21 protein-coding genes and 1 pseudogene are annotated in these 22,737 nt (G+C 60.1%); 8 read left to right on the top strand and 14 right to left on the bottom strand.

Going from position 1 to position 22,737, the window contains the following annotated elements; genetic code table 11:
* Positions 1 to 91: 91 nt before the first annotated feature.
* From ACZZ0G_RS29895 to ACZZ0G_RS29885, 3 genes are all read right to left on the bottom strand, one after another.
* Positions 92 to 2,515: a TonB-dependent siderophore receptor gene (locus ACZZ0G_RS29895; protein WP_463558731.1), complete on the bottom strand. Its 2,424-nt coding sequence runs from the start codon at positions 2,513 to 2,515 to the stop codon at positions 92 to 94.
* Positions 2,516 to 2,602: 87 nt separating this feature from the next.
* Entirely contained in the window at positions 2,603 to 3,568 is a 966-nt protein-coding gene (locus tag ACZZ0G_RS29890; RefSeq protein WP_463558730.1) for a FecR domain-containing protein, read from the bottom strand.
* 4 nt (positions 3,569 to 3,572) lie between these two features.
* The gene (locus ACZZ0G_RS29885; protein ID WP_463558729.1) at positions 3,573 to 4,097 is read right to left on the bottom strand and encodes a sigma-70 family RNA polymerase sigma factor; all 525 of its coding nucleotides are present in this window, start codon (positions 4,095 to 4,097) and stop codon (positions 3,573 to 3,575) included.
* Positions 4,098 to 4,384: 287 nt separating this feature from the next.
* Between ACZZ0G_RS29885 and ACZZ0G_RS29880 the strand changes: the two genes are divergently transcribed.
* Positions 4,385 to 4,636: a transmembrane sensor/regulator PpyR gene (locus ACZZ0G_RS29880; protein WP_463558728.1), complete on the top strand. Its 252-nt coding sequence runs from the start codon at positions 4,385 to 4,387 to the stop codon at positions 4,634 to 4,636.
* A gap of 156 nt (positions 4,637 to 4,792) precedes the next feature.
* Here ACZZ0G_RS29880 and ACZZ0G_RS29875 read toward each other — a convergent pair whose 3' ends face one another.
* The 9 genes and pseudogenes from ACZZ0G_RS29875 to ACZZ0G_RS29835 all read right to left on the bottom strand — a co-directional run bounded on the left by ACZZ0G_RS29875 (position 4,793) and on the right by ACZZ0G_RS29835 (position 12,293).
* Positions 4,793 to 5,461 (bottom strand): class I SAM-dependent methyltransferase, encoded by a 669-nt coding sequence (locus ACZZ0G_RS29875; RefSeq protein ID WP_463558727.1) that lies wholly within the window; start codon positions 5,459 to 5,461, stop codon positions 4,793 to 4,795.
* A 49-nt stretch (positions 5,462 to 5,510) separates the two neighbouring features.
* On the bottom strand, positions 5,511 to 6,404 hold the full coding sequence (locus ACZZ0G_RS29870) for a LysR family transcriptional regulator (protein ID WP_463558726.1): 894 nt from the start codon (positions 6,402 to 6,404) through the stop codon (positions 5,511 to 5,513).
* Positions 6,405 to 6,485: 81 nt separating this feature from the next.
* Positions 6,486 to 7,538, bottom strand: a complete 1,053-nt coding sequence (locus ACZZ0G_RS29865) for an alpha/beta hydrolase (RefSeq protein ID WP_463558725.1) — start codon at positions 7,536 to 7,538, stop codon at positions 6,486 to 6,488.
* A gap of 49 nt (positions 7,539 to 7,587) precedes the next feature.
* On the bottom strand, positions 7,588 to 8,532 hold the full coding sequence (locus tag ACZZ0G_RS29860) for an alpha/beta hydrolase (RefSeq protein ID WP_463558917.1): 945 nt from the start codon (positions 8,530 to 8,532) through the stop codon (positions 7,588 to 7,590).
* Positions 8,533 to 8,653: 121 nt separating this feature from the next.
* Entirely contained in the window at positions 8,654 to 9,427 is a 774-nt protein-coding gene (locus tag ACZZ0G_RS29855; RefSeq protein ID WP_463558724.1) for a carboxymuconolactone decarboxylase family protein, read from the bottom strand.
* 228 nt (positions 9,428 to 9,655) lie between these two features.
* A complete protein-coding gene (locus tag ACZZ0G_RS29850) occupies positions 9,656 to 10,123 on the bottom strand; it encodes a (R)-mandelonitrile lyase (protein WP_463558723.1) in 468 nt (155 codons plus the stop codon).
* Positions 10,124 to 10,191: 68 nt separating this feature from the next.
* Positions 10,192 to 10,782, bottom strand: coding sequence for a flavodoxin (locus tag ACZZ0G_RS29845; RefSeq protein ID WP_463558722.1), 591 nt, complete (start codon positions 10,780 to 10,782; stop codon positions 10,192 to 10,194).
* Positions 10,779 to 11,768 carry an aldo/keto reductase gene (locus ACZZ0G_RS29840; RefSeq protein WP_463558721.1) on the bottom strand — a complete coding sequence of 330 codons (990 nt, stop codon included), beginning with the start codon at positions 11,766 to 11,768 and terminating at the stop codon, positions 10,779 to 10,781. Before ACZZ0G_RS29840 ends, ACZZ0G_RS29845 begins: the two co-directional genes overlap by 4 nt.
* A gap of 158 nt (positions 11,769 to 11,926) precedes the next feature.
* Positions 11,927 to 12,293 (bottom strand): annotated as a pseudogene (locus tag ACZZ0G_RS29835) (DUF6124 family protein).
* A gap of 553 nt (positions 12,294 to 12,846) precedes the next feature.
* Here ACZZ0G_RS29835 and ACZZ0G_RS29830 point away from each other — a divergent pair.
* Genes ACZZ0G_RS29830 through ACZZ0G_RS29820 form a run of 3 tightly spaced genes read left to right on the top strand, consistent with a single transcriptional unit; the run spans position 12,847 to position 13,839 of the window.
* Complete coding sequence (locus ACZZ0G_RS29830) at positions 12,847 to 12,993, top strand: hypothetical protein (protein ID WP_463558720.1); 147 nt, start codon at positions 12,847 to 12,849, stop codon at positions 12,991 to 12,993.
* A gap of 6 nt (positions 12,994 to 12,999) precedes the next feature.
* Positions 13,000 to 13,419, top strand: a complete 420-nt coding sequence (locus ACZZ0G_RS29825) for a type II toxin-antitoxin system YafO family toxin (RefSeq protein ID WP_463558719.1) — start codon at positions 13,000 to 13,002, stop codon at positions 13,417 to 13,419.
* A gap of 27 nt (positions 13,420 to 13,446) precedes the next feature.
* On the top strand, positions 13,447 to 13,839 hold the full coding sequence (locus ACZZ0G_RS29820; protein ID WP_463558718.1) for a GFA family protein: 393 nt from the start codon (positions 13,447 to 13,449) through the stop codon (positions 13,837 to 13,839).
* Between the two features lie 111 nt (positions 13,840 to 13,950).
* Here the strand turns inward: ACZZ0G_RS29820 and ACZZ0G_RS29815 are convergent, their stop codons facing one another.
* Positions 13,951 to 14,781, bottom strand: coding sequence for an alpha/beta fold hydrolase (locus ACZZ0G_RS29815; protein ID WP_236429279.1), 831 nt, complete (start codon positions 14,779 to 14,781; stop codon positions 13,951 to 13,953).
* A 265-nt stretch (positions 14,782 to 15,046) separates the two neighbouring features.
* Between ACZZ0G_RS29815 and ACZZ0G_RS29810 the strand changes: the two genes are divergently transcribed.
* The 4 genes from ACZZ0G_RS29810 (at position 15,047) to ACZZ0G_RS29795 (ending at position 19,292) form a co-directional block, all read left to right on the top strand.
* Positions 15,047 to 15,502 (top strand): (2Fe-2S)-binding protein, encoded by a 456-nt coding sequence (locus ACZZ0G_RS29810; RefSeq protein ID WP_463558717.1) that lies wholly within the window; start codon positions 15,047 to 15,049, stop codon positions 15,500 to 15,502.
* Between the two features lie 22 nt (positions 15,503 to 15,524).
* A complete protein-coding gene (locus ACZZ0G_RS29805) occupies positions 15,525 to 17,687 on the top strand; it encodes a xanthine dehydrogenase family protein molybdopterin-binding subunit (RefSeq protein WP_463558716.1) in 2,163 nt (720 codons plus the stop codon).
* Position 17,688: 1 nt separating this feature from the next.
* A complete protein-coding gene (locus ACZZ0G_RS29800; RefSeq protein WP_463558715.1) occupies positions 17,689 to 18,264 on the top strand; it encodes a hypothetical protein in 576 nt (191 codons plus the stop codon).
* A 62-nt stretch (positions 18,265 to 18,326) separates the two neighbouring features.
* Complete coding sequence (locus ACZZ0G_RS29795) at positions 18,327 to 19,292, top strand: sensor domain-containing diguanylate cyclase (protein WP_463558714.1); 966 nt, start codon at positions 18,327 to 18,329, stop codon at positions 19,290 to 19,292.
* Between the two features lie 151 nt (positions 19,293 to 19,443).
* Here ACZZ0G_RS29795 and ACZZ0G_RS29790 read toward each other — a convergent pair whose 3' ends face one another.
* The gene (locus ACZZ0G_RS29790; RefSeq protein WP_463558713.1) at positions 19,444 to 22,599 is read right to left on the bottom strand and encodes a hypothetical protein; all 3,156 of its coding nucleotides are present in this window, start codon (positions 22,597 to 22,599) and stop codon (positions 19,444 to 19,446) included.
* Between the last annotated feature and the right edge of the window lie 138 nt (positions 22,600 to 22,737).

Genomic DNA, 22,737 nt, shown 5'->3' with positions numbered 1-22,737 from the left:
GGCAGTCATCCTCGGCAGGTTAGACACGCTGGATTAACAGCGTAGTCAGTCCTTGGTCGACTGGAGGTGCCGTAGATCGACAAGTTGCGCTTCAGAAATCCCAGCGCGCGGTCAGTTGCAGGCTGCGCGGTTCGCCGTAGAAACCGGTGCCGAAATTGCCCAGACCGGTGTAGTAGGTCTTGTCGAACAGGTTCTTGATGTTGAGCGAAGTGCTCAGGTGTTCGTTGAAGCGATAGCGCGCCATCGCGTCGACCAGGAAGTAACTGTCCTGCGTGATGCGCACGTTGTGCTCGGTGCCGGGCTGGAACACCTCGCCGAAGAATTCGCTCTGCCAACTGACCCCGCCGCCCAGGGTCAGATTCTGCCAGACGCCGGGCAGGCGATAGCTGCTGAACAGCCGTACCAACTGCTCGGGCGCGGTGGTTTGCAGAATCGAGGCGTAAACCGGATTACCCTTGGCATCGCGAGTGTGGTTATAGGCGTAGCCGGCCGAGAGATTCCAGCCTTCGGCGATTTCACCGGCCAGCTCGAACTCGAAGCCCTTGGTCGTCGCGCCTTGCACGGCGCGGTACACCGCCTGATTGTCGAAGCCGCTGACCTGTTCGGCGATGTTGTCCTGCTCGATGCGGAACACGGCAAAACTGGCGTTGAGCCGGCCGTCGAAGTATTCGGCTTTTATCCCCGCTTCGTAGCTATCGCCTTGCACCGGGTCAAGCACTTGGCGCGAGGCGTCCTTGCTCAGTTGCGGTTGATAGATGCGCGTGAAACTGCTGTAGATCGAGTAGGTGTCATCGAGGTCATAGACCGCACCGGCATACGGCGTGATCACACCGGTCTGGCGGTAGCCGTCGCGGACATTGGCGGTGTTCGAGTCGCTGTAGTCGAGGTGGTCGCTGGCGCTGAAATCACTCACCCGTCCACCGACGATCAGCGCCAGATTGTCGCTGGCCTTGAAGCGGGTAGAAACGTACGCGCCGGTCTGACGCTGGCGGATGGCGTCCGTGCCGATCTGCGGGATATCCGGTTTGGCGAACTCGCCGTGCCAGTCGAAAATGCTGCTGCTCAACGGCGGATAGACTGAGCCGTAGACCGGGTTGTCCTGGCGGGTGTTCATCGACATGAAACCGACGAGCACCTGATGCTCGCGACCGAACAGACTGAACGGTCCGCCAAGATTGATATCGATGTTGTCCTGCACCTCGTCGCCCTTGAATTTGCCCATGTAGAGGAACATGCCGTCGCCGCTCAGCGGGTCCGGATTGCCGCCGCTGGCCGAGCCGAGCAGGGTGTCGTGCTCGCGGTGTTTGCGGTCGTAGCTGAGCTTCAAAACCCAGTCATTCTGCAGTTGCCGGGTGAGGGCGGCGAACAACGTCTGGTTGGTGAAGTCGCGGCGGCTCCAGTCTGTGGCCGGGTTGAACGAACGGGAGAAATTCGTCCTTGAACCGTCGCTGTAGAACATCGGAAAACCGGTCCACGTGGCACCGCGTGAGCGGGTGTTTTGTTGGTCGAAACCCAGCGTCAGCAGAGTGTCCGGGGTCAGGTCGGCTTCGACGATGGCGTAGGCGATGTCTTTGCTGTTCTGGTAGTGATCGGCGTAGGCGCTGCGCTCCTGATGGACACCGATGAAGCGCGCGCGCAGCTTGTCGTTGAATGGCCCGGAAATGTCGAATTCGCTGCGGTAGTTGTCCCACGAACCGACGCTGCCGCTGAGTGAGGCTTTGAACGCGGGGGTAGGGCGTTTGCGGATCAGGTTGACCGTGGCTGACGGGTCGCCCGAGCCGGTCATCAAACCCGTGGCGCCCTTGATGATTTCGACGCGGTCGAAGGTCGCCATGTCGGTGCTGGTGGTGCCGTAATCGTAGACGCCGTCGTAGTCGGTATTGACCCCGTCGTACTGGAAATTGCTGATCGGCGCGCCACGGCTGGAAAACTCCCAGCGCTCGCTGTCGTAGTTCTGCACGCTGATGCCCGGCGCGCGGCGCAACACGTCGGCGATGCCGTTGGCGCCCTGATCGTCGAGTTGCTGGCGGGTGATCACCGTGACCGATTGCGGGGTTTCGCGCAGGGACAGCGCCAGGCCAGTAGCGGAGGCGCTAAGGCCGCTGGTGTAGGCGTGAGTGTCTTCGGTGATGGCGCCGAGGGTTTTGCCGCTGATGGTGGTGGCGTCCAGTTGCAATGGATCTGCAGTGGCTGTGCCGCGCAGGACATAACCGCCGCCGCTCAGACGCTGCGCTTGCAGGCCGCTGCCCTTGAGGAGAATCTGCAAGGCCTGTTGCGGGGTGTACTCACCGCTCAGACCGGCGCTGCGTTTGTCCGCTGCCAGATCATTGTGCCCAGCGATGAAGATGCCGCTCTGTTCGGCGAAGCGGTTGAGCACAGCGACCAATGAGCCAGGCGCCACCGAGTAATGCTGCTTTAGCGCCTGATCCGCAGTTGCCATCGACGCACACAGCCCCGGCACGGCAGACGCCATGGCCAAGGCAAAACGAATGCGGGCGAGGGTGGAGCGCAACATGGAGTTCCCGGGGGCGATCAACGAAATGAGGGCTGCTGAGGGTTAACCGAATGAACCAGCGAAAAGGGAACCGTGATATGAAAATCCTCAGGCTTTCGGCCCGACGCTGACCCACCAGTTGAAGGTTTTATCGACGCGTATCGGCAGCGCCGCTTCCAGCAGAAGCAAGGCCTGATCGGTGTCCTTGAGCGGGAACGAACCCATCACCGGCAAGTCCGCCACCGCCGGATCACAGTGCAGATGCCCCGGGCGATAACGGCTGAGTTCTTCGATCAGTTCACCGAGCGGCAGGTTATCAGCCAGCAACACGCCTCGGCGCCAGGCTTCGCGGGATGGATCCGCTGCAGTCGCGGTGTTCAGCCGGCCTGCGCTGAACACCAGTTGCTGTCCGGCTTGCACCACTTGGCTTTTGCCCTGGCGATTACTGGCTTCGACGGCGCCCTCGTAGACATTCAGCACCGTACTGCGATCATTCTGGCGCACGCTGAAACGCGTCCCCAGCGCACGCATCCGGCCCTGTTCGGTCTCGACCCAAAAGGCGCGACCAAGGTCTTTCGCCGTGTCGATCAGCACTTCGCCAGCGCGCAGTTGAAGCAAGCGCTGGCGGGCGTCGAAGCGCACATTCAAGGCACTCAAGGCGTTGAGCCAGATGCGACTGCCATCGCTCAACGTGGCCTCGCTGGTTTCTCCGGTGCCAGTGGAGAGGTCAGCGTTCAAGCGATCGATCGAGTCCAGCAGTGGCGTGTTGCGCCCGACCGCCCAGCCCGCCAGCCCGGTGGCCGCGAGAATCAGCAAACCCTTGAGCGACTGACGGCGGCTGATCGAACTGCGCGCGCTGTTGCGCAGGGTGTGGCTGACGGCTTCGCTTTCGTTCTGCAATGGCGCGAATCGCTGGCCGACCCGCTCGACATAACGCCATGCGGCCTGATGCTCGGGGCTTTGCGCCAGCCACGCCTGCCAGCGCAGACGTTCAGGCTCGGCAACCTGTTCGTCATGCAATCGCACGTACCAGTTCGCCGCCTGCTCAAGGCTGGCATGGCTGAGTGTGTTCATGGGGTTACTCAATCAACAGGCCGTCGAGTTCAGCTTCGAGGATCGCGCAATGCATCATCGCCTGCGCCAGATATTTCTTGATCATCCGCTCGCTGACGCCGATCTGTTCGGCAATCAGTTTGTAAGGCATGCCGTGCAGTTGCGCGAGGATGAACGCCGCGCTGACCCGTTGCGGCAGGCGCTGAAGCATGGCGTCCACTTCGTGCAGGGTTTCGACAATGATTGCCTGTTGCTCAAGCGACGGTTGCAAGGCAGGCGGGCGACTGGCGAGGGATTCCAGCCAGGTTTGTTCCAGTTGCTGACGGCGCCAGTGATCGATGCACAAACCCCGGGCGATGGTCGCCAGATGGGAGCGCTCGTGAACTTCGCCATTGAACGACTGCGGGCGTTTAAGCACACGGATAAAGGTGTCGTGGGCGAGGTCGGCGGCATCCATCGCGTTGCTCAGGCGTCGACGCAATAGCTCGTGCAGCCAGCGATGGTGGCTGAGGTAGAGATTGTGCACGAGCGAGGCATCGGCGACGGTCATCAGCGCAAGCGTCCAGGGCGACCGTTAACGGTCTAAATAAGAATGGGTCGCGATTAAATCAAAAGGATGAGTGCCGCGCAAATGATATTGGTTTGCTTTTAGGTGAGGAGTTTCTGGTTTTCTCTGTGTTGTAGTCGTAATGACAAGTATTCGAGTCAATTTGACTTTGGTGCATATGTGTCAAATTGACTCGTTAACGCGCAAGTGGCTGATTTTACGGGACTGAAAAGCTGGCACGGGACTTGAAGTATTCACACTACACAACGACCGATCAGGAGTCCGCCACCATGCTCACTTTCTTCGAAAGCCCGCTGAACGTTCTGCACCTGTCGAGCAAAGTCCTCGTCGCCGGTCTGATCATGCTGCTGGCCGGCATCTATGGCGCCTACCTCTACAGCGGCCAGATGCCGATTGCGTTGCTGGTGGCGATGCACGCCCTGACCATCCTCGGCCCGACCCTGATCAAGATCGGCTACGTCATGCGCCTGCTGGCGCAGTACCGCATCCATGACACGCAGATGATCCCGCAAACCGCATAATCCCTGTAGGAGCGTTCCCTGGATATTTGGATAACGCAAAACCCTGTGGGAGCGAGCTTGCTCGCGAAGGCCTCGGCACAGTCGGAAACTGCGTTGCCTGACACACCGCTTTCGCGAGCAAGCTCGCTCCCACCGAGTGGTGGTGTTACTGAAATTTCAGCGGCGCTCGGCAACCATCAGCAATGACTGCGGCAGCTGACTTTGCGGGTGTTGTGGCTCTTGCAGGCCGGCCAGTTGGAACCCGGCCATATCCAGCGCATTCAGCCAACTCGACAACGTGCGGAAATACCACGGCATCGGCTGCCACTGGCCCTTGAACCCGGCAAAGGTTTCTTCGCGCCAGCCATCCTGGTAATCCCCAGCCGCCACAGCCCATGGATGCAAGGTCTGAATGACCAAACACCCACCGGCGCCCAGCAGCGCATTCATCGCGCAAAGCAACGGGATGATGTCCTGATGCAGCAAAGAGAAATTCGCGCAGATAAGGTCGTAGTCGTGCCCGATGTCGACCTTGCCATCGACCAGCGCTTCGTAGCTCGCAACATGCACCCGCGCCGCCCCCGAAAGGCGCGCCGCCTCGATCAGCCGCGTATCGCCATCCACACCGACAGCATCAATCCCGCGATCCGCCAGCGCCCGCAACAACCAGCCTTCGCCGCAGCCAAGATCAAGCACGCGCTGCGGCTGACGGCCCATGATCGCCAGCAGAATCGCCTGATCGGTAACCTGCTGACGGCTTTCGATGGCGCCGCTGCGAATCACCTCGATCCAGGCGTCAGCGTTGTCGTGCCAGCTCTGCAAAAGGCTGGATTCGGGGGAGGGCATGGCGGTTTCCCAGTTACTCAAAAACCACAGTATGGACGCTGAACGCAAGCTAGGGCTTGTAGATCAGCGCATCCACCACAACCCCAAACGCCGACGAATGCTCACGACGATTCGGGTAATAAAGATGATAGCCGGCAAAGGGCTGGCACCACTCCTCCAGCACCCGCACCAGACTGCCATCGGCCAAATTCCCGGCGACCATGTCTTCTGGCAGAAACCCCAGACCGCATCCCGCCACGGCCGCGCGCAGGATCGGCACACTGCTGTTGAACGTCCATTGTCCCTCAACCCGGGCTTTCAACTCGTGCCCGTCCTTTTCGAAATCCCATTGCATCAGGCTGCCATGCGTCGGCAGACGCAGATTGATGCAGTTGTGCGCGGCCAGATCACCGGGCTCTAAGGGTATCGGCCTGCCGTTGAAATACTCAGGCGACCCCACAACCGCGATGCGCAACGATGGCCCGATCGGCACGGCGATCATGTCCTTGGCCACCTGATCACCCAGGCGAACACCCGCGTCATAGCGCTGCGCAACGATGTCGGAGAGGGCGTAATCGACGGTGATTTCGACCTTGATGTCGGGGTAGTCGGGCAGCACCTTCAGCAGCTTCGGCCAGAGAATATTGTTCGCCGCATGCTCGGACGCCTGGATACGCACATTGCCGGCCGGGGTGTCGCGAAACTCGCTGACTGCGGCCAGTTCCAGTTCGATCTCGTCGAAGCGCGGCGCCATCGATTGATACAAGCGTTGACCGGCCTCGGTCGGGGAAACGCTGCGCGTGGTCCGCGTCAGCAAGCGCACTCCCAATCGGCTTTCCAGCGCGCGCATGGTGTGGCTCAGCGCCGACTGCGAGACGCCCAGTTGCGCGGCGGCGCGAGTGAAGCTGCCTTCGCGAGTGATGACCACGAAGGCTTGCAGGTCGTTGAGGTTGGCGCGGGACATTGATGAGAACCTCTCATGAGGAGCGCGTGATTATTCCATGTAAGCAGGTCGCACACGGATGCGCGACCCTCAAAGCGCTCATCACAGGGTGCGTGCGTAGAACTCGCTCAGTTTGCCAATCGCCGCATCGACATAACGCGGCACCCAATAGGTTTCGATGTGGGTGGCGCCGTCGAGGATAAACACTTCCTTGTCCGTGGTGCCGGTGGCTTTGGGGAACGCATCCTGAGTCATGTACAGGCTGTCGGCCTTGCTGCCGGCGATCATCAGCAACGGTTGGTTGATCAACTCGATCTGATTGGTGGCGTCGAACCGCATCAAGTCGATCAGGCTGCTGGTGGTGTACTTGAAGGTCGAGTTCGGGTGCGCATGGGTCTTCCAGTAGTACTCGTAGCCTTGGCGATACAGCTCGAAGGGCAGCTTCGCGATCTGCTCATCGGTGAGGTTGGCATCGCCCGAATACAGCACCGCGCCGCCGGCCGCTTCTTGCGCGCGTGCCGCTGACGCCTGTTGCAAACGTTGCTGGATGCTGTCGATCTGCGAGTCGTTGTAGCCGTTGCGGCGCACCCGGCCCGAGTTGAACATGCTCACCGTCGCCAGCGATTTGAAGCGTTTGTCGGTTTGCGCCGCCGCCAACGAATAACCACCGCCGCCACAAATGCCGAGCAGGCCCAGACGCTTGTTATCGACGCCGGCAAACTGGCTGATGAAGTCGGCCATGCCGTGGATGTCTTCGATGCGATACGCCGGTTTATCGATGCTGCGCGGCTGACCACCGCTGGCGCCCTGATAGGCCGCATCGGCCGTGATAGTGATGTAGCCCTGTTCGGCCAGGCGCTGGGCATACAGACCGGCGACTTGTTCTTTTACGCCGCCATTGGGGTGCGCGACGACCACGGTCGGGTAGGTCTTTTTCGCGTCGTAATTGGCCGGGGTGTAAACGTTGGCGGCGATGTCCAGACCGTTAAGCTTGTAGCTGACCGGGTGGATGTTGACCTTGCCCGCTTCGTTCTTGCTGATCGCGCCGTCGTAGGCGAGGGTGAACGGGTTCTTTTTGTAGTCGGCGGCCAAGGCTTCGCCGCCCGAGAGGCCGACCAGTGCCGACATGAACGTGGCTTTGAGGGTGTTTTTCACGTGAAGCTCCTGAGCAATCAAAAGGGCGGCAGTTCAAACGAAGGGCGGGTCAGTCCAGCTGTTTTTCTTTGAAGAAATGCGCCACCAGGTCAGTGATCTGCACGTTGTTCAGATCCGACATGGGGAAGTGGGTGTTGCCGTGGATGCCAATCTCCGGCAGATGGATCAGGCGCACATCGCCGCCGTGGCGATTGACCGCATCACGCCACAGGCGGGCCATCTTCAGGCGCGCGCGCCAACTGTCCTGCGCGGGCAGGTCGACGGCCTGTTCAGGGATGTTGTCGCCGTAGAGGATCAGAATCGGAATGCGCGTCAGCGCCATGAATTGCGCCATCGGCACCGCTGCGCCTTGGACCGTGTCGAACGCGCTGGGGATCGGCGCCGGCACTTCACCGTCAGCAAACACGAAACTGCTGCCCGGTTCGAACGCCACGATGGCTTTGACCTTGTCGTTTTTGATCGCCGTCAACCAGCCCGGCCCGCCACCCTGAGAATGTGTAAACAGGATGCCGGGGCCGATTTTATCGAACAGCGCCGACACACCATCGGAGACCACGCCCATGTCGAACGGTCCGGTGTTCGGCGTCATCGCGCGGAAAAACTGCTCGCGGGTCTGGGCGTCCTGTGCCACTTGCACGTCGTTGAAGTAGCGGGGCCACAGGCCGATGCGGAACTGGTTGAACCACAGTTGTTCGTCCGGCACCGGTTTGATTGTGGTCTCGACCATGCTGCGTCCGGCGTCGCCACGCCGTGGTTGATCGATCAGATAAACGCCGTAATGGCGACGCAGGAAAATGTTCTGAAAACCTTCGCGGCCATCGGCGGTGGTTTCCCAGGTCTTGGAGAACTGACCCGCACCGTGCCACATGACGATGGGCAGTTTTCGCGCATCGACCGGGATCTGGTAGAACGCGTAGGCGTGATCACCGTGATAGGTCTGGCCGTCGGGCATCATCGGTTTGCGTGGATCGAATGTGCCCGGCGCGGTGGTCATCGTACCGCCAGCGGCGAAGCTGCCTTGCTGCTGAATCAGCAACGGGCTATCGGGTTGGTTCGCGCACGCCGCCAACAGGCTCAACAGCGTGACGCTCAGCAGATACTTCGCAGGTTTCATGTCATTTTCCCGAGGCCGCGAGGGCTTGGGTCAACGCTGCGTTGGCGCGTTCGGCAGTCTGTGCATCGCCATGTTTTTTCAGCAGATCGGTGACTTGGCGCAACTGTGCCGCGCTGAGCCCGACGCGCAGGCTCGCCGCCATGTGCGAGCGCAATTGCGATTCCACGCCCGGGGTTGCCGCCAGCGCCCCGACGGTGGCCAGTTCGCGGCTTTGCCAGTCGAGGTTGTCGCGCTCGAAGATATCGCCGAACAGGTGGGTTTGCAGAAACTGGTTGGCCACCGGCGCGAACTCGAATACCGGGCCTTTGACCGGAGCGCCGGAGATCTTCGTTTGATTCGCGGTGCCGGCGGCCAGCAGCTCATCACCGACTGGAATTGCCCGGCTCGGCTCACGTCCCGGCGCATCTTCGATGCCGCGTTGTTTGCGCGCCTGCACCACGGTCATCAGCTCGTTCAAGGCGTTGAGGCTGCGCGGGAAACCGACGTAGGCGTAGAGCTGAACAAGAATCTCCCGGGTTTCGCTGATGCTCAGGCCAGCATCGAGACCTTGATTGAGGGCTGCGTTGAGGTTGGGCATGTCGCTGGTCGCCATGAATGCGGCGATCAGTGGAATGGTTTGTTGTTTATCCGACAGGGTTGCTGCGCTGGCTGGCGTGCTGGTCATGGTTTGCGATGCCTCGGCTGCTTGAGTGGTAACGCTGAATATCGCCCCGACGCTCAGGCAGAGCGCCAATAGCGTTGGGATGGCAGTGCGGTTGCGTGCGTCAGTGTTCATCGTGAAAGGCTCCATCCATTGCAGGTCACTGCGGTGTCGCTGGATCGTACGGAGGATGGTTGGGGCGATTAACCCCGAAAATGCGCATGGACTCCTGAGTAGTACTCATGAGTGTGGTTTGCAATAACTGCTGAAATCCTGGCGTAACCGCGCAGCGGCGGGGCCTTGAGGTCGTGTGGCACTTTCTGGGACAGTGCCGGGCGAGATGCTTCGACACATTCCGTAACTTCATTGGCCTGCGTATTGCGCCTCTGAAACTTGTTCTGCCCAGGTGACGGTCTTGCCATCCTCGGCTTCAGCGATGGCGATGTGGGTCATGCCGTTGCTGGCGGAGGCGCCATGCCAGTGGCGGGTGTGCGGCGGGATCCAGACAATGTCGCCCGGTCGAATTTCCTGACGCGGGCCACCTTCTTGCTGCACATAGCCGACGCCTGCAGTGACGATCAATGTTTGGCCCAGCGGATGGGTGTGCCACGCCGTGCGTGCGCCGGGTTCAAAGGTCACCGTGCCGCCACCGATGCGCGCTGGCAGTTCTCCTTTGAACAGGCCATCGACGCGTACGGAACCGGTAAAGTTTTCCGCTGCGCCCTTGATCGAGGGCTGAGCGCCGTTCGGGGTAATGCGGATTTCGCTGGCGGCCCCGGCCTCAGCGGTCATGAGCGACAAGGCAAGAAATGGCGCAATTAATCGGTTCATTGGATGAACTCCGGTCAGACAGTGAAGTGATCCGTGCAGGGAATCGCCGTGGCAGGGCAAGTGATCGCCTAGCCCTTGAGAGGGTTATCCGATAGCCAGCCGTTTACGCGTTCCATGGTTCTGCGCTCCTGCTCGCCCTCCATTACAAAACCTTCGATCAGCCTGGCATTGGGCGCGTGCTGTTCGAGGACACTGCGGCTATTGCCCAAACCAAATCCACCGTGGGTGTTGAAGGGGATGAGGGTCTTGCCGGTCAGGTCGTGGGCGCTGAGGAATGCGCGCACGATCGGCGGGGCGGTTTCGCCCCAGATCGGAAAACCCAGATAGATCGTGTCGTAGTCGCTGAGGGCATGAACCGTGTTTTGCAGCTCGGGTTCGAAGCCGCTGTCTCGCTCCTGACGTGCCTGCTCCACGGTTTGCAGATAGTCCTCGGGGTAGGCGTGGGCCGGGCGAATCTCAAAGAGATCGGCACCCAGTCCACGTTGAATCAGCCCGGCGACCACGCGGGTATTGCCCGAGCGCGAGAAGTACGCGACCAGAATCCGCGAGCCTGAGCGCGGTGTTTCACTGGCACTCTGCGTGTCGGCGAGCGACAGCAGCGGGGCGCTGGCCAGTGCGGCGATTACCGTGCGCCGCAGCGGATCGTGATCGTTACTCATCGGCCGACGCGCGCCTTGAGGGCCTCGGGATAACGCTCGCCTTCGATGCGGATTTGCGCCAACGCGGTGTCAATTGCCTTGAGTTCAGCAGCGTCGAGCGTGATGTCCGCGCCGCCGAGGTTTTCTTCCAAACGATGCAGTTTGGTCGTCCCCGGAATCGGTACGATCCACGGTGCCTGCGCGAGCAGCCAGGCCAGCGCAATCTGCGCGGGTGTCGCTTGTTTCTGCGCGGCGATCTGACGGATCAACACCACCAGGCCCTGATTGGCCTGCAGCGCCGACTGGCTGAAACGCGGGACGATGCTGCGGAAGTCATCGCTGCCGTAAGTGGCCTCGGCCGACACCGTGCCGGTGAGAAAACCTTTACCTAGTGGGCTGAACGGCACGAAGCCGATGCCCAGTTCCCACAGCGTCGGCAGGATTACCTGCTCGGGCTCGCGCCACCACAGCGAGTATTCGCTTTGCAGCGCCGTAACTGGTTGCACCGCATGGGCGCGGCGAATGGTTTGCGCACCTGCTTCCGACAGGCCGAAGTGCTTGACCTTGCCTTCGCCAATCAGATCTTTCACCGCGCCGGCGACGTCCTCGATCGGCACGTCCGGATCGACGCGGTGCTGGTAAAGCAAATCGATGTAGTCGGTTTTCAGTCGGCGCAACGAACCCTCGACGGCTATTCGAATGTGCTCGGGGCGGCTGTTGAGAATCTGCTGCTTATTGTCATCGCCGAAGGTGAAGCCGAACTTGGTGGCGATGACCACTTGATCGCGAACCGGCGCCAGTGCTTCGCCGACCACTTGCTCGTTCAGGTAAGGGCCGTAGACCTCGGCGGTGTCGAAGAACGTCACGCCTCGGTCAACGGCTGAGCGGATCAGTGCGATGGCTTGTTGGGTATCCGTGGCCGGACCGTAGCCGTGGCTCAGGCCCATGCAGCCAAAGCCGAGGGCGGATACTTCGAGTGAACTGTTGCCGAGTGTGCGCTTGTGCATGTCGATCTCCCGTCGGGCGTGGGGAGAACAGTAAGCGAGGTGACTGGTGAGGACTAGACAGGTAAATCGGGATGGCTTGATGAGTTCTGTTCATTAATCGACAGAGGGGGGCAAACGCAAAAGTGAGGGGGGAACCCCTCACTTATTCGGTCTGGTGATTATTGCGGTACGCGCAGCTTGTCCAGCAGTCGATTGACCAACAGCTCGTTCAGCATGATCACCTGTTGCAGCGCCAGCAGTGGTTTGCGCTCCGGGCCGCCTATCGAATTGGCGATGTTACCCGCCATGGAGTGGGCGTATGAAAGCGACTCACAGGCTTCGACCAACAGGGTTTCTTCATCCAGCGTGGGGTCGACCAGATAGACCGGGCGAAACGGGGGGCGAGCCTGGTGGAGCACCCAGTGCTTCGGGTCGCAGGTAGTAGTCGAGGGCGCGGTCGGTGGCTTCTTTGACCTTTTGCGGGTTGAGCGCGGGGTCGTGAGGGATTGGGTCGGTGGGCGGTGGATTTGGCGTGATTTTGAACATGGATAAAACGCCTATCGCAGTTTAAGGAGCCATCACTCTCGCTACCAAACGAGTGGGTGGTGGCCATACGCGGGTTGGTAGACCGGCTGCAATAGGAACCCGGCGCTCACGAGTGAGCCCCACGCATGACTACCATTGAACTGAGCCTCCACAAAGAGACAGCACAGGGTGTTGTCACACGGCTTTTACAGGCGGGCTACCAAACCCGATCACTGTTTTGCAGTGACAGGCAAACGATATGGCCCGAACCATAGCCGTGTAAGCCGGCGGATTCTGGCGTACGCGTAGGTAACGACGCAAGGTGTTGTAGGGAGGATGGCGTAACGGTTTGTGTGTTTTAAACGCGGTAACCGGATGACGTTTGCCAATGGGCAGTGCCGAGCAATGAGATCCAAATTCAGGAGTTTTACGGACTACAATTTTGGGTGTAATGACCTACAGATCTGCAAGAATCCGCCGACTTGTCTGCCTTGAAACAAGATCCTATCGTTTGCCGGTCAAAACTTAATCACTTAAGCTGGTCAGCATGAATACACATCCTTCGGAGGCTCCGATGGCCACCACCAAAAAGATCGACAAACCCAACAAAAAGGAAGTTCGTGATGAGCTGACATTCCTTGATGTTCGGCAAGCCGCGCGTGATGGGCAGAAAGTGTTCGATAAATTTGTGATCACTGGCAGGCTACCTATTACAAAGTAGGGCTGAATGCCAGCCATCAAGATTTCTGCGCTTTTTGAACAAATCACTAACTGGCAAAACTTCGCTGCACATTTTTATAACTACAAGGTGTGCGGTGAATTACCCGGGATTTTCGGGCGTGACGAACGACTCGATCTGACCGATATGCACCATATCCACCTTGCCAGTACTTCGTCACTGCAAGCTCGATGGGCAAAAATAAATCGTCAGTATTACCGCACTGTATTGGTTGACGATGCTGATAATGACTTTTGGCTGATCTATGCCTATGACGCGTTTCGGGATGAATATCTGTTACTGACGGTCACCGGCCCGGATGCGCATAACCGAAGCGAGTGGGGTTCATTTCTGCGCAATGTGCATTGCCAGATTGTTGAGCCTTGGACGCTGGGCAGGATTGTCTTTCCCGATTTGGACGATCTGTAGTTTGATGTCGAGCAGAGGAGGTGTGACATGAATCGATTGACTGGCGGTTGCCTGTGCGGCGATGTCCGTTTCGAAGTGACAGGCCAGCCTTACCGCGTCGGCATCTGCCACTGCCTCGACTGCCGCAAACGCCATGGCGCGCTGTTCGGCGCCTCGGCCATATTTCCCGAGGATGCGCTGAAGGTCACCGGCGAAACCCGCGACTACAACGGGCGCTTTTTCTGCCCGCGCTGCGGCTCTCCGGTGTTCACGCGTTCGGCAGATGAAGTAGAGGTCAACGTCGGATCGCTCGATGAGCCTAATCAGTTCAAACCCACTTACGAACTCTGGACCATTCGGCGTGAATCATGGTTGCCGGCGCTTCCACTGGCTCACCACTATGACCGTGATCGCGAAAACACTGGCCGAACCGAAGATTAACTGCAGCCCACAATCTGCCTGTGTAGGAGCTGCGGAACGCTGCGATCTTTTGACGTTGATTTTCAAGGCGAAAAATCAAAAGATCGCAGCGTTCCGCAGCTCCTACATTGTTCAGCCGCGAATAAAGGCCAGCAGATCCGCGTTGATCGTTTCGGCCTCCGTCGTCGGCATCCCGTGCGGGAACCCCGGATATGACTTCAACGTGCCGTTCGGCAGCAACTTCGCCGACAGCGGCCCCGAGTCCGCATACGGCACAATCTGATCATCCTCACCATGCATTACCAGCACCGGCACCGTGACCTTCTTCAAGTCCTCGGTGAAATCCGTCTGCGAAAACGCGACGATCCCGTCGTAATGCGCCTTCGCCCCGCCAATCATCCCTTGCCGCCACCAGTTGGCAATAATCCCCTCCGAAGGCGTGGCACCCGGTCGGTTGTAGCCATAAAACGGCCCGGTCGGAATATCCCGATAGAACTGCGCGCGATTCGCCGCGAGTTGCGCCTGAAAATCATCGAACACCGATTTCGGCAGCCCACCCGGATTGCTCTCGGTCTGCACCATCAGCGGTGGCACCGCACTGATCAGCACGCCTTTGGCGACGTTGTCCTGGCCATGCCGGGCGATGTAATGGATCACCTCACCGCCGCCGGTCGAATGGCCAACGTGGACAACATTCTTCAGTCCCAGATGATTGACCACCGCCAGCGCATCGTCCGCGTAGTGATCCATATCGTGTCCATCCCAGACCTGGCTCGAACGCCCATGCCCACGCCGATCATGGGCAACCACCCGGAAGCCCTTGCCGAGGAAGAACAGCATCTGCGCATCCCAATCGTCCGAGCTGAGCGGCCAGCCGTGGTGGAAGTGGATCACCGGCGCGTCTTTCGGGCCCCAGTCTTTGTAGAAGATTTCGACGCCGTCTTTGGTGGTGACAAATCCCATGTTCGCGACTCCAGACCAATGTGATGGATAACCCGCGCGGCAAGCGCGGACCGGTTTTGCTCAGGATGGATTTCTGCTGCGCAGGCTCAGTGCGAGCCGTTATCAACTGTAGGATTAAAGTCGACATCTGCATGACCGGTGGTCGCAACGTCTGGCTTCGTGCGCAAATTAGGCTTTGCTGAAAGGGATAAGCCGAGGCGCGCGTAGGCTTTGATGGCCACAGCGACGCCCCTTCAGAACACCGTGAGTCTGAGGAAATTTCCCGATGCTGACCTTGAATATCAATGGCAAGGATCAGGAGCTCGATGTCCCCGCGGACATGCCGTTGCTCTGGGTCCTGCGCGATGTCGCGCACCTGACCGGCACCAAATTCGGCTGTGGCATGGCCCAGTGCGGGGCCTGCACCGTGCACGTTGACGGCGCGCCGTTGCGCGCCTGCATCACGCCCGCAACGGCTGTGGCCCACGGCCAGAAAATCCTCACCATCGAAGGCCTGTCCACCGATGGTTCGCACCCGGTGCAGCAAGCCTGGGCCGAACTCGACGTGGTGCAGTGCGGCTACTGCCAGTCGGGGCAGATCATGTCTGCGGCGGCACTGCTGGCGAAAATCCCCAAACCCACCGACAGGGATATCGATCAGGCGCTCTCCGGCAATATTTGCCGCTGCGGCACCTATCCACGGATCCGCGCGGCTGTGAAGCGTGCGTCGGAAATCGGCTGATTCAATCTGTGGGAGATAGACGATGAACAGTCCTGTATCGCGTCGGGGTTTTCTCAAGGGCAGCGCCGTGTTGGGTGGCGGGTTGGTGGTGGCGTTTGTCGTCCCCGGCGGCCACAAGTTTGCTTATGCGGCCGAGAATGAAGGCAAGGTGTTCGCGCCCAATGCGTTCCTGCGCATTGCCGCTGACAACAGCGTCACCGTGTTGCTCGGCCATTCGGAAATGGGCCAGGGCATCTGGACCGGCCTGACCATGTTGATTGCCGAAGAGCTGGACGCGGACTGGTCGAAGATCCGCGTCGAGCACTCGCCAGCGTCGGCGGCGGATTACGGCATGCCGGGGTTTGGCGGCATGCAGATTACCGGCGGCTCAACGTCGACGTGGATGGAGTTCGACCGTTATCGCCTGGCCGGCGCGACCGCGCGGCAGATGTTGGTGGAAGCGGCAGCGAAGCGTTTTGAGGTTGCGCCTTCGGCCATTCGCACCAAATCCGGCGTGGTGATTGCCGGCGACAAACGCGCCACCTATGGCGAACTGGCAGATGCCGCTGGGCAACTGCCGGTGCCGGATCCGAAGTCGATCACCTTCAAGGAAGCCAAGGACTGGAAAATCATCGGCAAACCGACCAAACGCCTCGACACGCCGGAGAAGATCACCGGCCGCGCCAAGTTCGGCATGGACGTGCAGTTTGAGGGTTTAATGACGGCAATGGTCGCTCGCGCTCCGGTATTCGGCGCCAGCGTCAAATCCTTCGAAGGTGCTGAAGCGCTGGCGGTGCCCGGCGTGCATAAGGTGGTGCAGGTGCCGAGCGGGGTCGCGGTGATCGCCGAGCATTACTGGGCTGCGAAGCTGGGCCGTGATGCGCTGAAGGTCGATTGGGATTTGGGCCCGAACGCGGATCTCAGCAGCGCGAAATTGCTGGAAAGCTTCCGCAAACTGGCCGCAACGCAAGGCACGTCGGCGAGTCAGGCCGGCGACGCCAAGAGCAACTTCGGCAAAGCCGCGAAAAAGATCGATGTCGAATACAGTGTGCCGTATCTGGCCCATGCGCCGATGGAACCGCTCAATTGCACGGTGAAAATCAGCACCGAGAAATGCGAAATCTGGACCGGTACGCAGTTTCAGACGCTGGATCAAATGGTCGCCGGCAAGATCACCGGGCTGAAACCGGAGCAGGTCGAAATCCACACTGAGTTTTTGGGTGGCGGTTTCGGGCGCCGGGCCAACCCAACGTCAGACTTCGTCGCCGAAGCGGTGCAAGTGGCGAAAGCCGCCGCGATGCCGGTGAAAACCGTGTGGTCGCGTGAGGATGACATTCGCGGCGGTTACTACCGCTCGATGTTCCTGCATCAGGCCAAGATCGGTTTGGGCGCCGATGGTTTGCCGTCGAGCTGGCAGCACGTGCTGGTTGGGCAGTCGATCATGGCCGGCACCATGCTGGAAAAAACCATGGTCAAGAACGGCGTTGATGCAACGTCGGTCGAGGGCGTCTCCGACAGCCCTTACGTCAAAGGCCTGGCCAATCATCAGGTCGACCTGCATTCGCCGCAGACCGGCATCAATGTGCTGTGGTTGCGCTCCGTGGGCCATAGCCACACAGCGTTTGTCATGGAATCGCTGATCGACGAAATGGCCACGGCGGCCGGCAAGGATCCGGTCGAATACCGACGATCGTTGCTCAAGGATCATCCTCGGCATTTGGGCGTGCTCAATCTGGCGGTTGAAAAAGCCAACTGGAAAGCGCCGCTGCCGGATGGCCATAGCCTCGGTGTGGCGGTGCACGAATCATTCGGCAGTTACGTGGCGCAGGTCGCCGAGGTGTCGCAGGACAATCTGGCGATTCGCGTGCATCGCGTGGTTTGTGCGGTGGACTGCGGGATTGCGGTGAACCCGCAGAGCATCGCCGCGCAGATGGAATCGTGCATCACCTTCGGTCTGGGCATGGCGCTGCACAGCAAACTGACGCTCAAGGACGGCGCGGTGGTGCAATCCAACTATCACGATTATCAGGTGCTGCGGCTCAACGAAATGCCGGTGGTCGAGGTGCATATTGTGCCGAGCAGCGACAAACCCGGCGGCATCGGCGAGGCCGGTGTGCCGCCGACCGCTCCGGCCGTGGCCAACGCGGTGTTCGCCCTGACCGGGCAACGTCTGCGCGAGTTGCCGCTGCAACTGTCGGGGGTGTGAGATGAAACGACATCTAGTGTTGGGCACGGTGGTTCTGCTGGGGCTCGGCGGTTATGCCTCGGACTTGTTTGCCGATGATCAGGAAGCGTTGAAGGCATTCGGCACGGTGCAGAAAGTCTTCCAGAGCCCGCGTTGCCAGAACTGTCACATTCCCGGTGATTCGCCGCTGCAGTTCGACGCCGGCATCCCCCAGATGAACGTGGTGCGCGGTATGGACGGCAAGGGTGCCGCCGGTTTGCCCTGTGCAACCTGTCACGCAGAAAACAATCCGCCGGCGAGTTACGGCCCGCATGCACCACCGGGGGCGCCGCACTGGAGCCTGCCGCCAGCGGCGCACAAAATGGCCTGGATCGGCCTGCCGCCGGACAAACTCTGCGCGATGATCAAGGACCGCTCCAGCAACGGTGATCGCGACTTTGCCGCACTGATCAAACACGTCAGCGAAGACAAACTGGTGCTGTGGGGCTGGAACCCCGGGGCAGGGCGCGCGCCGGTGCCGGTGCCGCACGATATTTTTGTCGCGCAATTCAAGCTCTGGGCCGATGCCGGTGGGCCGTGTCCGGTGGCGGGGATCTGACGGGGTGAAGCCTCGCTGATTTGCGCTACGCTCAAGTGCATTGATGACAATGGAGTGTGCTGATGCTGGTTCCAGGAAAACCCGCCAATGAAGCTGCGCGGATTCAGGTGTTGCACGGCCTCGACCTTCTCGATTCGGCGCCCGAGGAGCGTTTCGACCGCCTCACGCGGTTGGCCAAGCGCCTGTTCAATGTGCCGATTGCGCTGGTAACGCTGGTCGATAAGGATCGCCAGTGGTTCAAGTCCTGTGTGGGGCTGGATGTCTCTGAAACGTCGAGGGATGTGTCATTTTGCGGCCACGCGATCCTTCAGAACGAACTCCTGCTGGTGCCCGATGCCCGCGAGGACGTGCGCTTCCATGACAACCCTCTGGTGACTGGCGCGCCGAACATCCGCTTCTATGCCGGCTACCCGCTGACCGTGCCCAACGGCAATAAAATGGGCACGCTGTGCCTGATCGACACCAAGCCCCGCGAACTCGACGATGAGGAGCGCGCGCTGTTGCGGGATCTGGCCGAGATGGCTGAGCAAGAGCTGACGGCCGTGCAGATGGCGAGCATGGACGAACTGACCTTGCTGTCCAATCGTCGCGGCTTCAAGCAGTTGGCCCAGCATGCGCTGGACGCCTGTGCACGGCTGGAGCGGCCGGCGACCTTGCTGTTTTTCGACCTCAATGACTTCAAGCAGATCAACGATCTCTACGGCCATGCCGAGGGTGACAGTGCGCTGAAGACCTTTGCCGATGTGCTGCGCATCGCCTTTCGCGAGAGTGACGTGGTCGGGCGGCTGGGCGGTGACGAATTCGTCGCGCTGCTGACTGGCTCCAGCCATGTTGAAACCACGACGATCATGGCGCGGCTCAAGGAAATCCTCGAAGAGCGCAATGCCACGTTGCACCGCGGTTATGCGATTCGCTTCAGCGTCGGGCAGATCGAATACGACGCCAAACGCCATGAGACGGTGGATCGATTATTGGCGGATGCCGATGGTGCGATGTATGCGCACAAGCAGGCCCTGAAGCGCTGTTAGCACAGCTCTCTCAGATCCTTTTAGGAGTGAGCCTGCTCGCGATGGCGTCCGTCCATTCAACATCTTCATTGACTGACCCATCGGCATCGCGAGCAGGCTCACTCCTACCGCGCTCACAAAAACCTGGTTCACCTCAGATCTGGCCTGGCCATCACTCGGGTGGACTCAGGTCGGCGTAAAACTTCAGCCATTTTTCGTGACTGGCCTCGGCATCCTTGAGTTCGGGGGCGATCAGCGCGTCTTGCAGGGCTTTCGACTCATAGGCATCGAACAGATGCCGGGCAGCGGTATTGGCGATGGCGTTGACCTTGCTGGAGGCAAAGGTATCGGGAACGGCGCGGCGGACTTGCTGCGGCAGCGGCGCCCCTTCAATGTCGAGGCGCTTGATAATGGCTTGGCAGGTGGCGTTGGCTTTGGCGGTGGTTCCTTGCCGGTACGCCTCGGCGTCGAAGGGCAGGGTTCGTGCTGCCTCGCCCGTGGCTGACGGATTCAGCAACGCAAGGTCGATATCCCGGCGCAAGGTAACAGTACCCAAGCGGGTAAAGACCTCGAACACCCTGCGCGTCGAGCCGCGCAGGAGCGCAACAATCGCGAACGGTGCGGTTTCGCTCACGGTGGCGTGCTTTGTTGTCGATTTGGCTGGCACCAAGGGGTACAGGGCCAACAGTTCCAGCGCGTTGTCTTCGATGTCGAGCCTCTGCGCCAGCGGCAATTGGCAAAAAGCCTCTTTGATCATCGAGACGTAAGCCTCCTTCATTCTTGCCAGACGAGCACCCAGTGCGGCGTGGAAGCGTGCCGCCACGTTGTCGAGTCTTGCCAATTGCGCCGTCATTGACGCCAGCTTCACGTGCTCGCTGCTCGAACGCCAGCCTTGCACACCGGCTGACAGTTTGCCCGCCAGATGCAACTCGGTCAGCGAGTGCTGAGGCGCGGCGGAGTCTTCGCTCGCAGGGGCGGCGGGGTCATACAGAACCTTGTCCTCCAAATAGGCATTATCGGTAAAGACTTTGCGCAAATCCGCCAGAGCAACGCTCGCGGGCGTAGGGAATTTCGCCTGAAACGCCCGAAGATGCAGGCGGCGCAATTGCCGGTTGTGATTGCGGAAAACCCCATCGGCCTGTTTCAGCACAACCGCGTCATAGGGAGTGGCCGGCTGTTCGCGATCGCGGGTGGTCAAACCTCTGGACACTGCCCAGTCCAGGACGACAGACGCGCAGACGTGGTTGCCCAAGAAGGTGCGAAGACTGTTTGCTTGTGGCCCTTTCGTCAGGCTGAGCAGTTGCTCGAACGTCATCAACCGGGCCACCCCTGGCATCGAGTGCTCAATGTAAAGCACCCTCTGTTTCAGCCTGACCCACTGGGAAGGACTCATGTAATTGAGGCTCGCGGGGATGTCGCGGATCAAGAACTCCGGGGCGATGCCTGACAGCAAAAGGTGGGTGGCCAGGGTCTTGTTCCTGACTTTCGCCAGATCGAACTGATGATCAATGAACCGGCGTGCCTCGGCGCAGCTTTCGCCCCATAAAAAGCTGTCGTTCAGAGGTTGGCCGATGATTCGGTCCAGATGCTCGCCGGCCTGCGGGTCAAGGCTGAGAATCAATGCCGCGAGTAACAGACGTTCGCGATTGCTGGCCAGCAGCCCTTTGTTCTGCGCGGGTGGGGCGAGTTTCTTCAGCAACTGATTGCCCAGCGTGTGGGCACGAGCAGTGATCAGTATCCGGCCGATCAGGTAGTCAGCTTTTGCCTTGAGGGTGGCGAGGGGCAAGTCCGTGTCGACGCCGTCACTCAGGTAGTCGATCAGCGGCTCCGCGCCTGCGGGCAAAAACGCTTGGGTCGTGGCGATGATGAGCTGGCGTTGCGCGGCTGTGAAATGCTCGCTTTGTGTACCGGGCTGACCGAGCAGATACCAATGGTTCATGTGCCCGGGGCGCAGGTGCAAAAACAGTTTTTCGTGGCGTGCGATGGTGCGGGCGGCCTCGACGTTTTTCGGCAGGGCGATGTCGTAGTAGCGCAGCATTTGCTCAAGGCTGGCCTGGCCATTGCTGCGCAATGCGCCGCCTGCCTCTCGCGCCATGGCTTTGAGGCGATCACGGTGGCTTTTCAGGGCTGCACGGCCTTCCACTGCCGCCGTCAAAGTCACCCATCCGTTGTTGCCGGGAGCGCCTACGTGGCCGCTGGCGGTCACCAGCAGGCGCGCGTCGGTCGCGAGTTTGTGACCGCTCAAAATAGTCTGAAAGGCCGGGAGGCGTCTGAACTTGTCCAGTTCGATCTGGCCGCTGGCGAGCAATTTTCCCAGCGTCGAGTCCGAGTGCACGCTGTTATGTTCCTCAAGATCGATTTTGCTGTTCGGCGCCTTGTTCCAGCTCAGTGCTTCGAGGCGCCGGATGATGTGCCGACAGTCTTCGATTTCCGCAAAGTTCCTGCGATAGCGCCAGATGTGCTCGCCGGTCTGCACATATTCGCTGACATAGGGCAATGGCGGCCATGTGTGCTGGCGCAACCACTGCGCGAGTGACCGGGCTTCGTCGATGTTTTGTGGCAGCGCCAGTTCGTAGCGTCTGATGATCTGTTCGAGCGTCAGCGGGTTGCCGCCCAGCGCTGCCAGATAAGAGCAGGACGTCAGGGGCACGAGTGTGTCGGCAAGGCTCGAGGCGGCGAAGTTTTTTTTGCCTTGCTCGTTGGCGAGGAGTACTTCATCGATTTTCGCCGCTACGGTCTGGTAGTCCTGAAGCTGCGCATTGCGTTCGCTGACCACGGCCGAAGTGGTGTGGCCGTGCTCATCGAAACCGGCAAGCCCCTGCGCCTTCAGCTCGGTAACGATAACCTGCGCCTGAATTGCGTTTTGCGGTTCCGGATAGCCGTAAAACCCCAGCACCACAGCACGCGGAAACAGGTCAAGCGGGTTGGCGGACTTGCCGCCGATGTAGGGCAAACCGAGTGCCGCAGGATCTATACGCTGCGAAATCATCAGCAGCATCGGTGCCATTTGCCACCAGCCGGAGTCGTCTTCCAGGGTGAACGTGCGTTGCCCTGCAGTGCCGTTCGATGAGGTCTGTACTTCCAGGGTGTCGCCTTTGAGGCGCAACGTATCGAGGTCAATGTTGAATTTGCTGGCCCAGTCGAGAAATTCCGGGCGCTCCAAGGCGCTCCAGTACAGCTCCATCCATTCGCGCAGCAGGCAGGAACGAGGAACCTGCAGGGTTCGCGGAGGATCGGAGGAGTTGACCACGGGCACGGCGGTCAACTCGGCGATCAGGTGCTGAATCAATGTTTGTTCGGGACGAGGTGTTCTCAGGGATTGGCTCATCTGCATGCTCCTTGGCAACGGTCGGGCGGGGAGTGCCGATTGTCGAATGCGTGGAAGCGGGGCGGGCGGTACATATGTAGTGCGGTAACGGTTTTTTGCAGGCATAAAAAAACCCGCCGGATCCGGCGGGTTTTTCAT

This window comes from Pseudomonas sp. AC169, from assembly GCF_979258515.1.
Note: the sequence above shows the minus strand (reverse complement) of the source record. Positions and strands in the feature narration are given on the sequence as shown.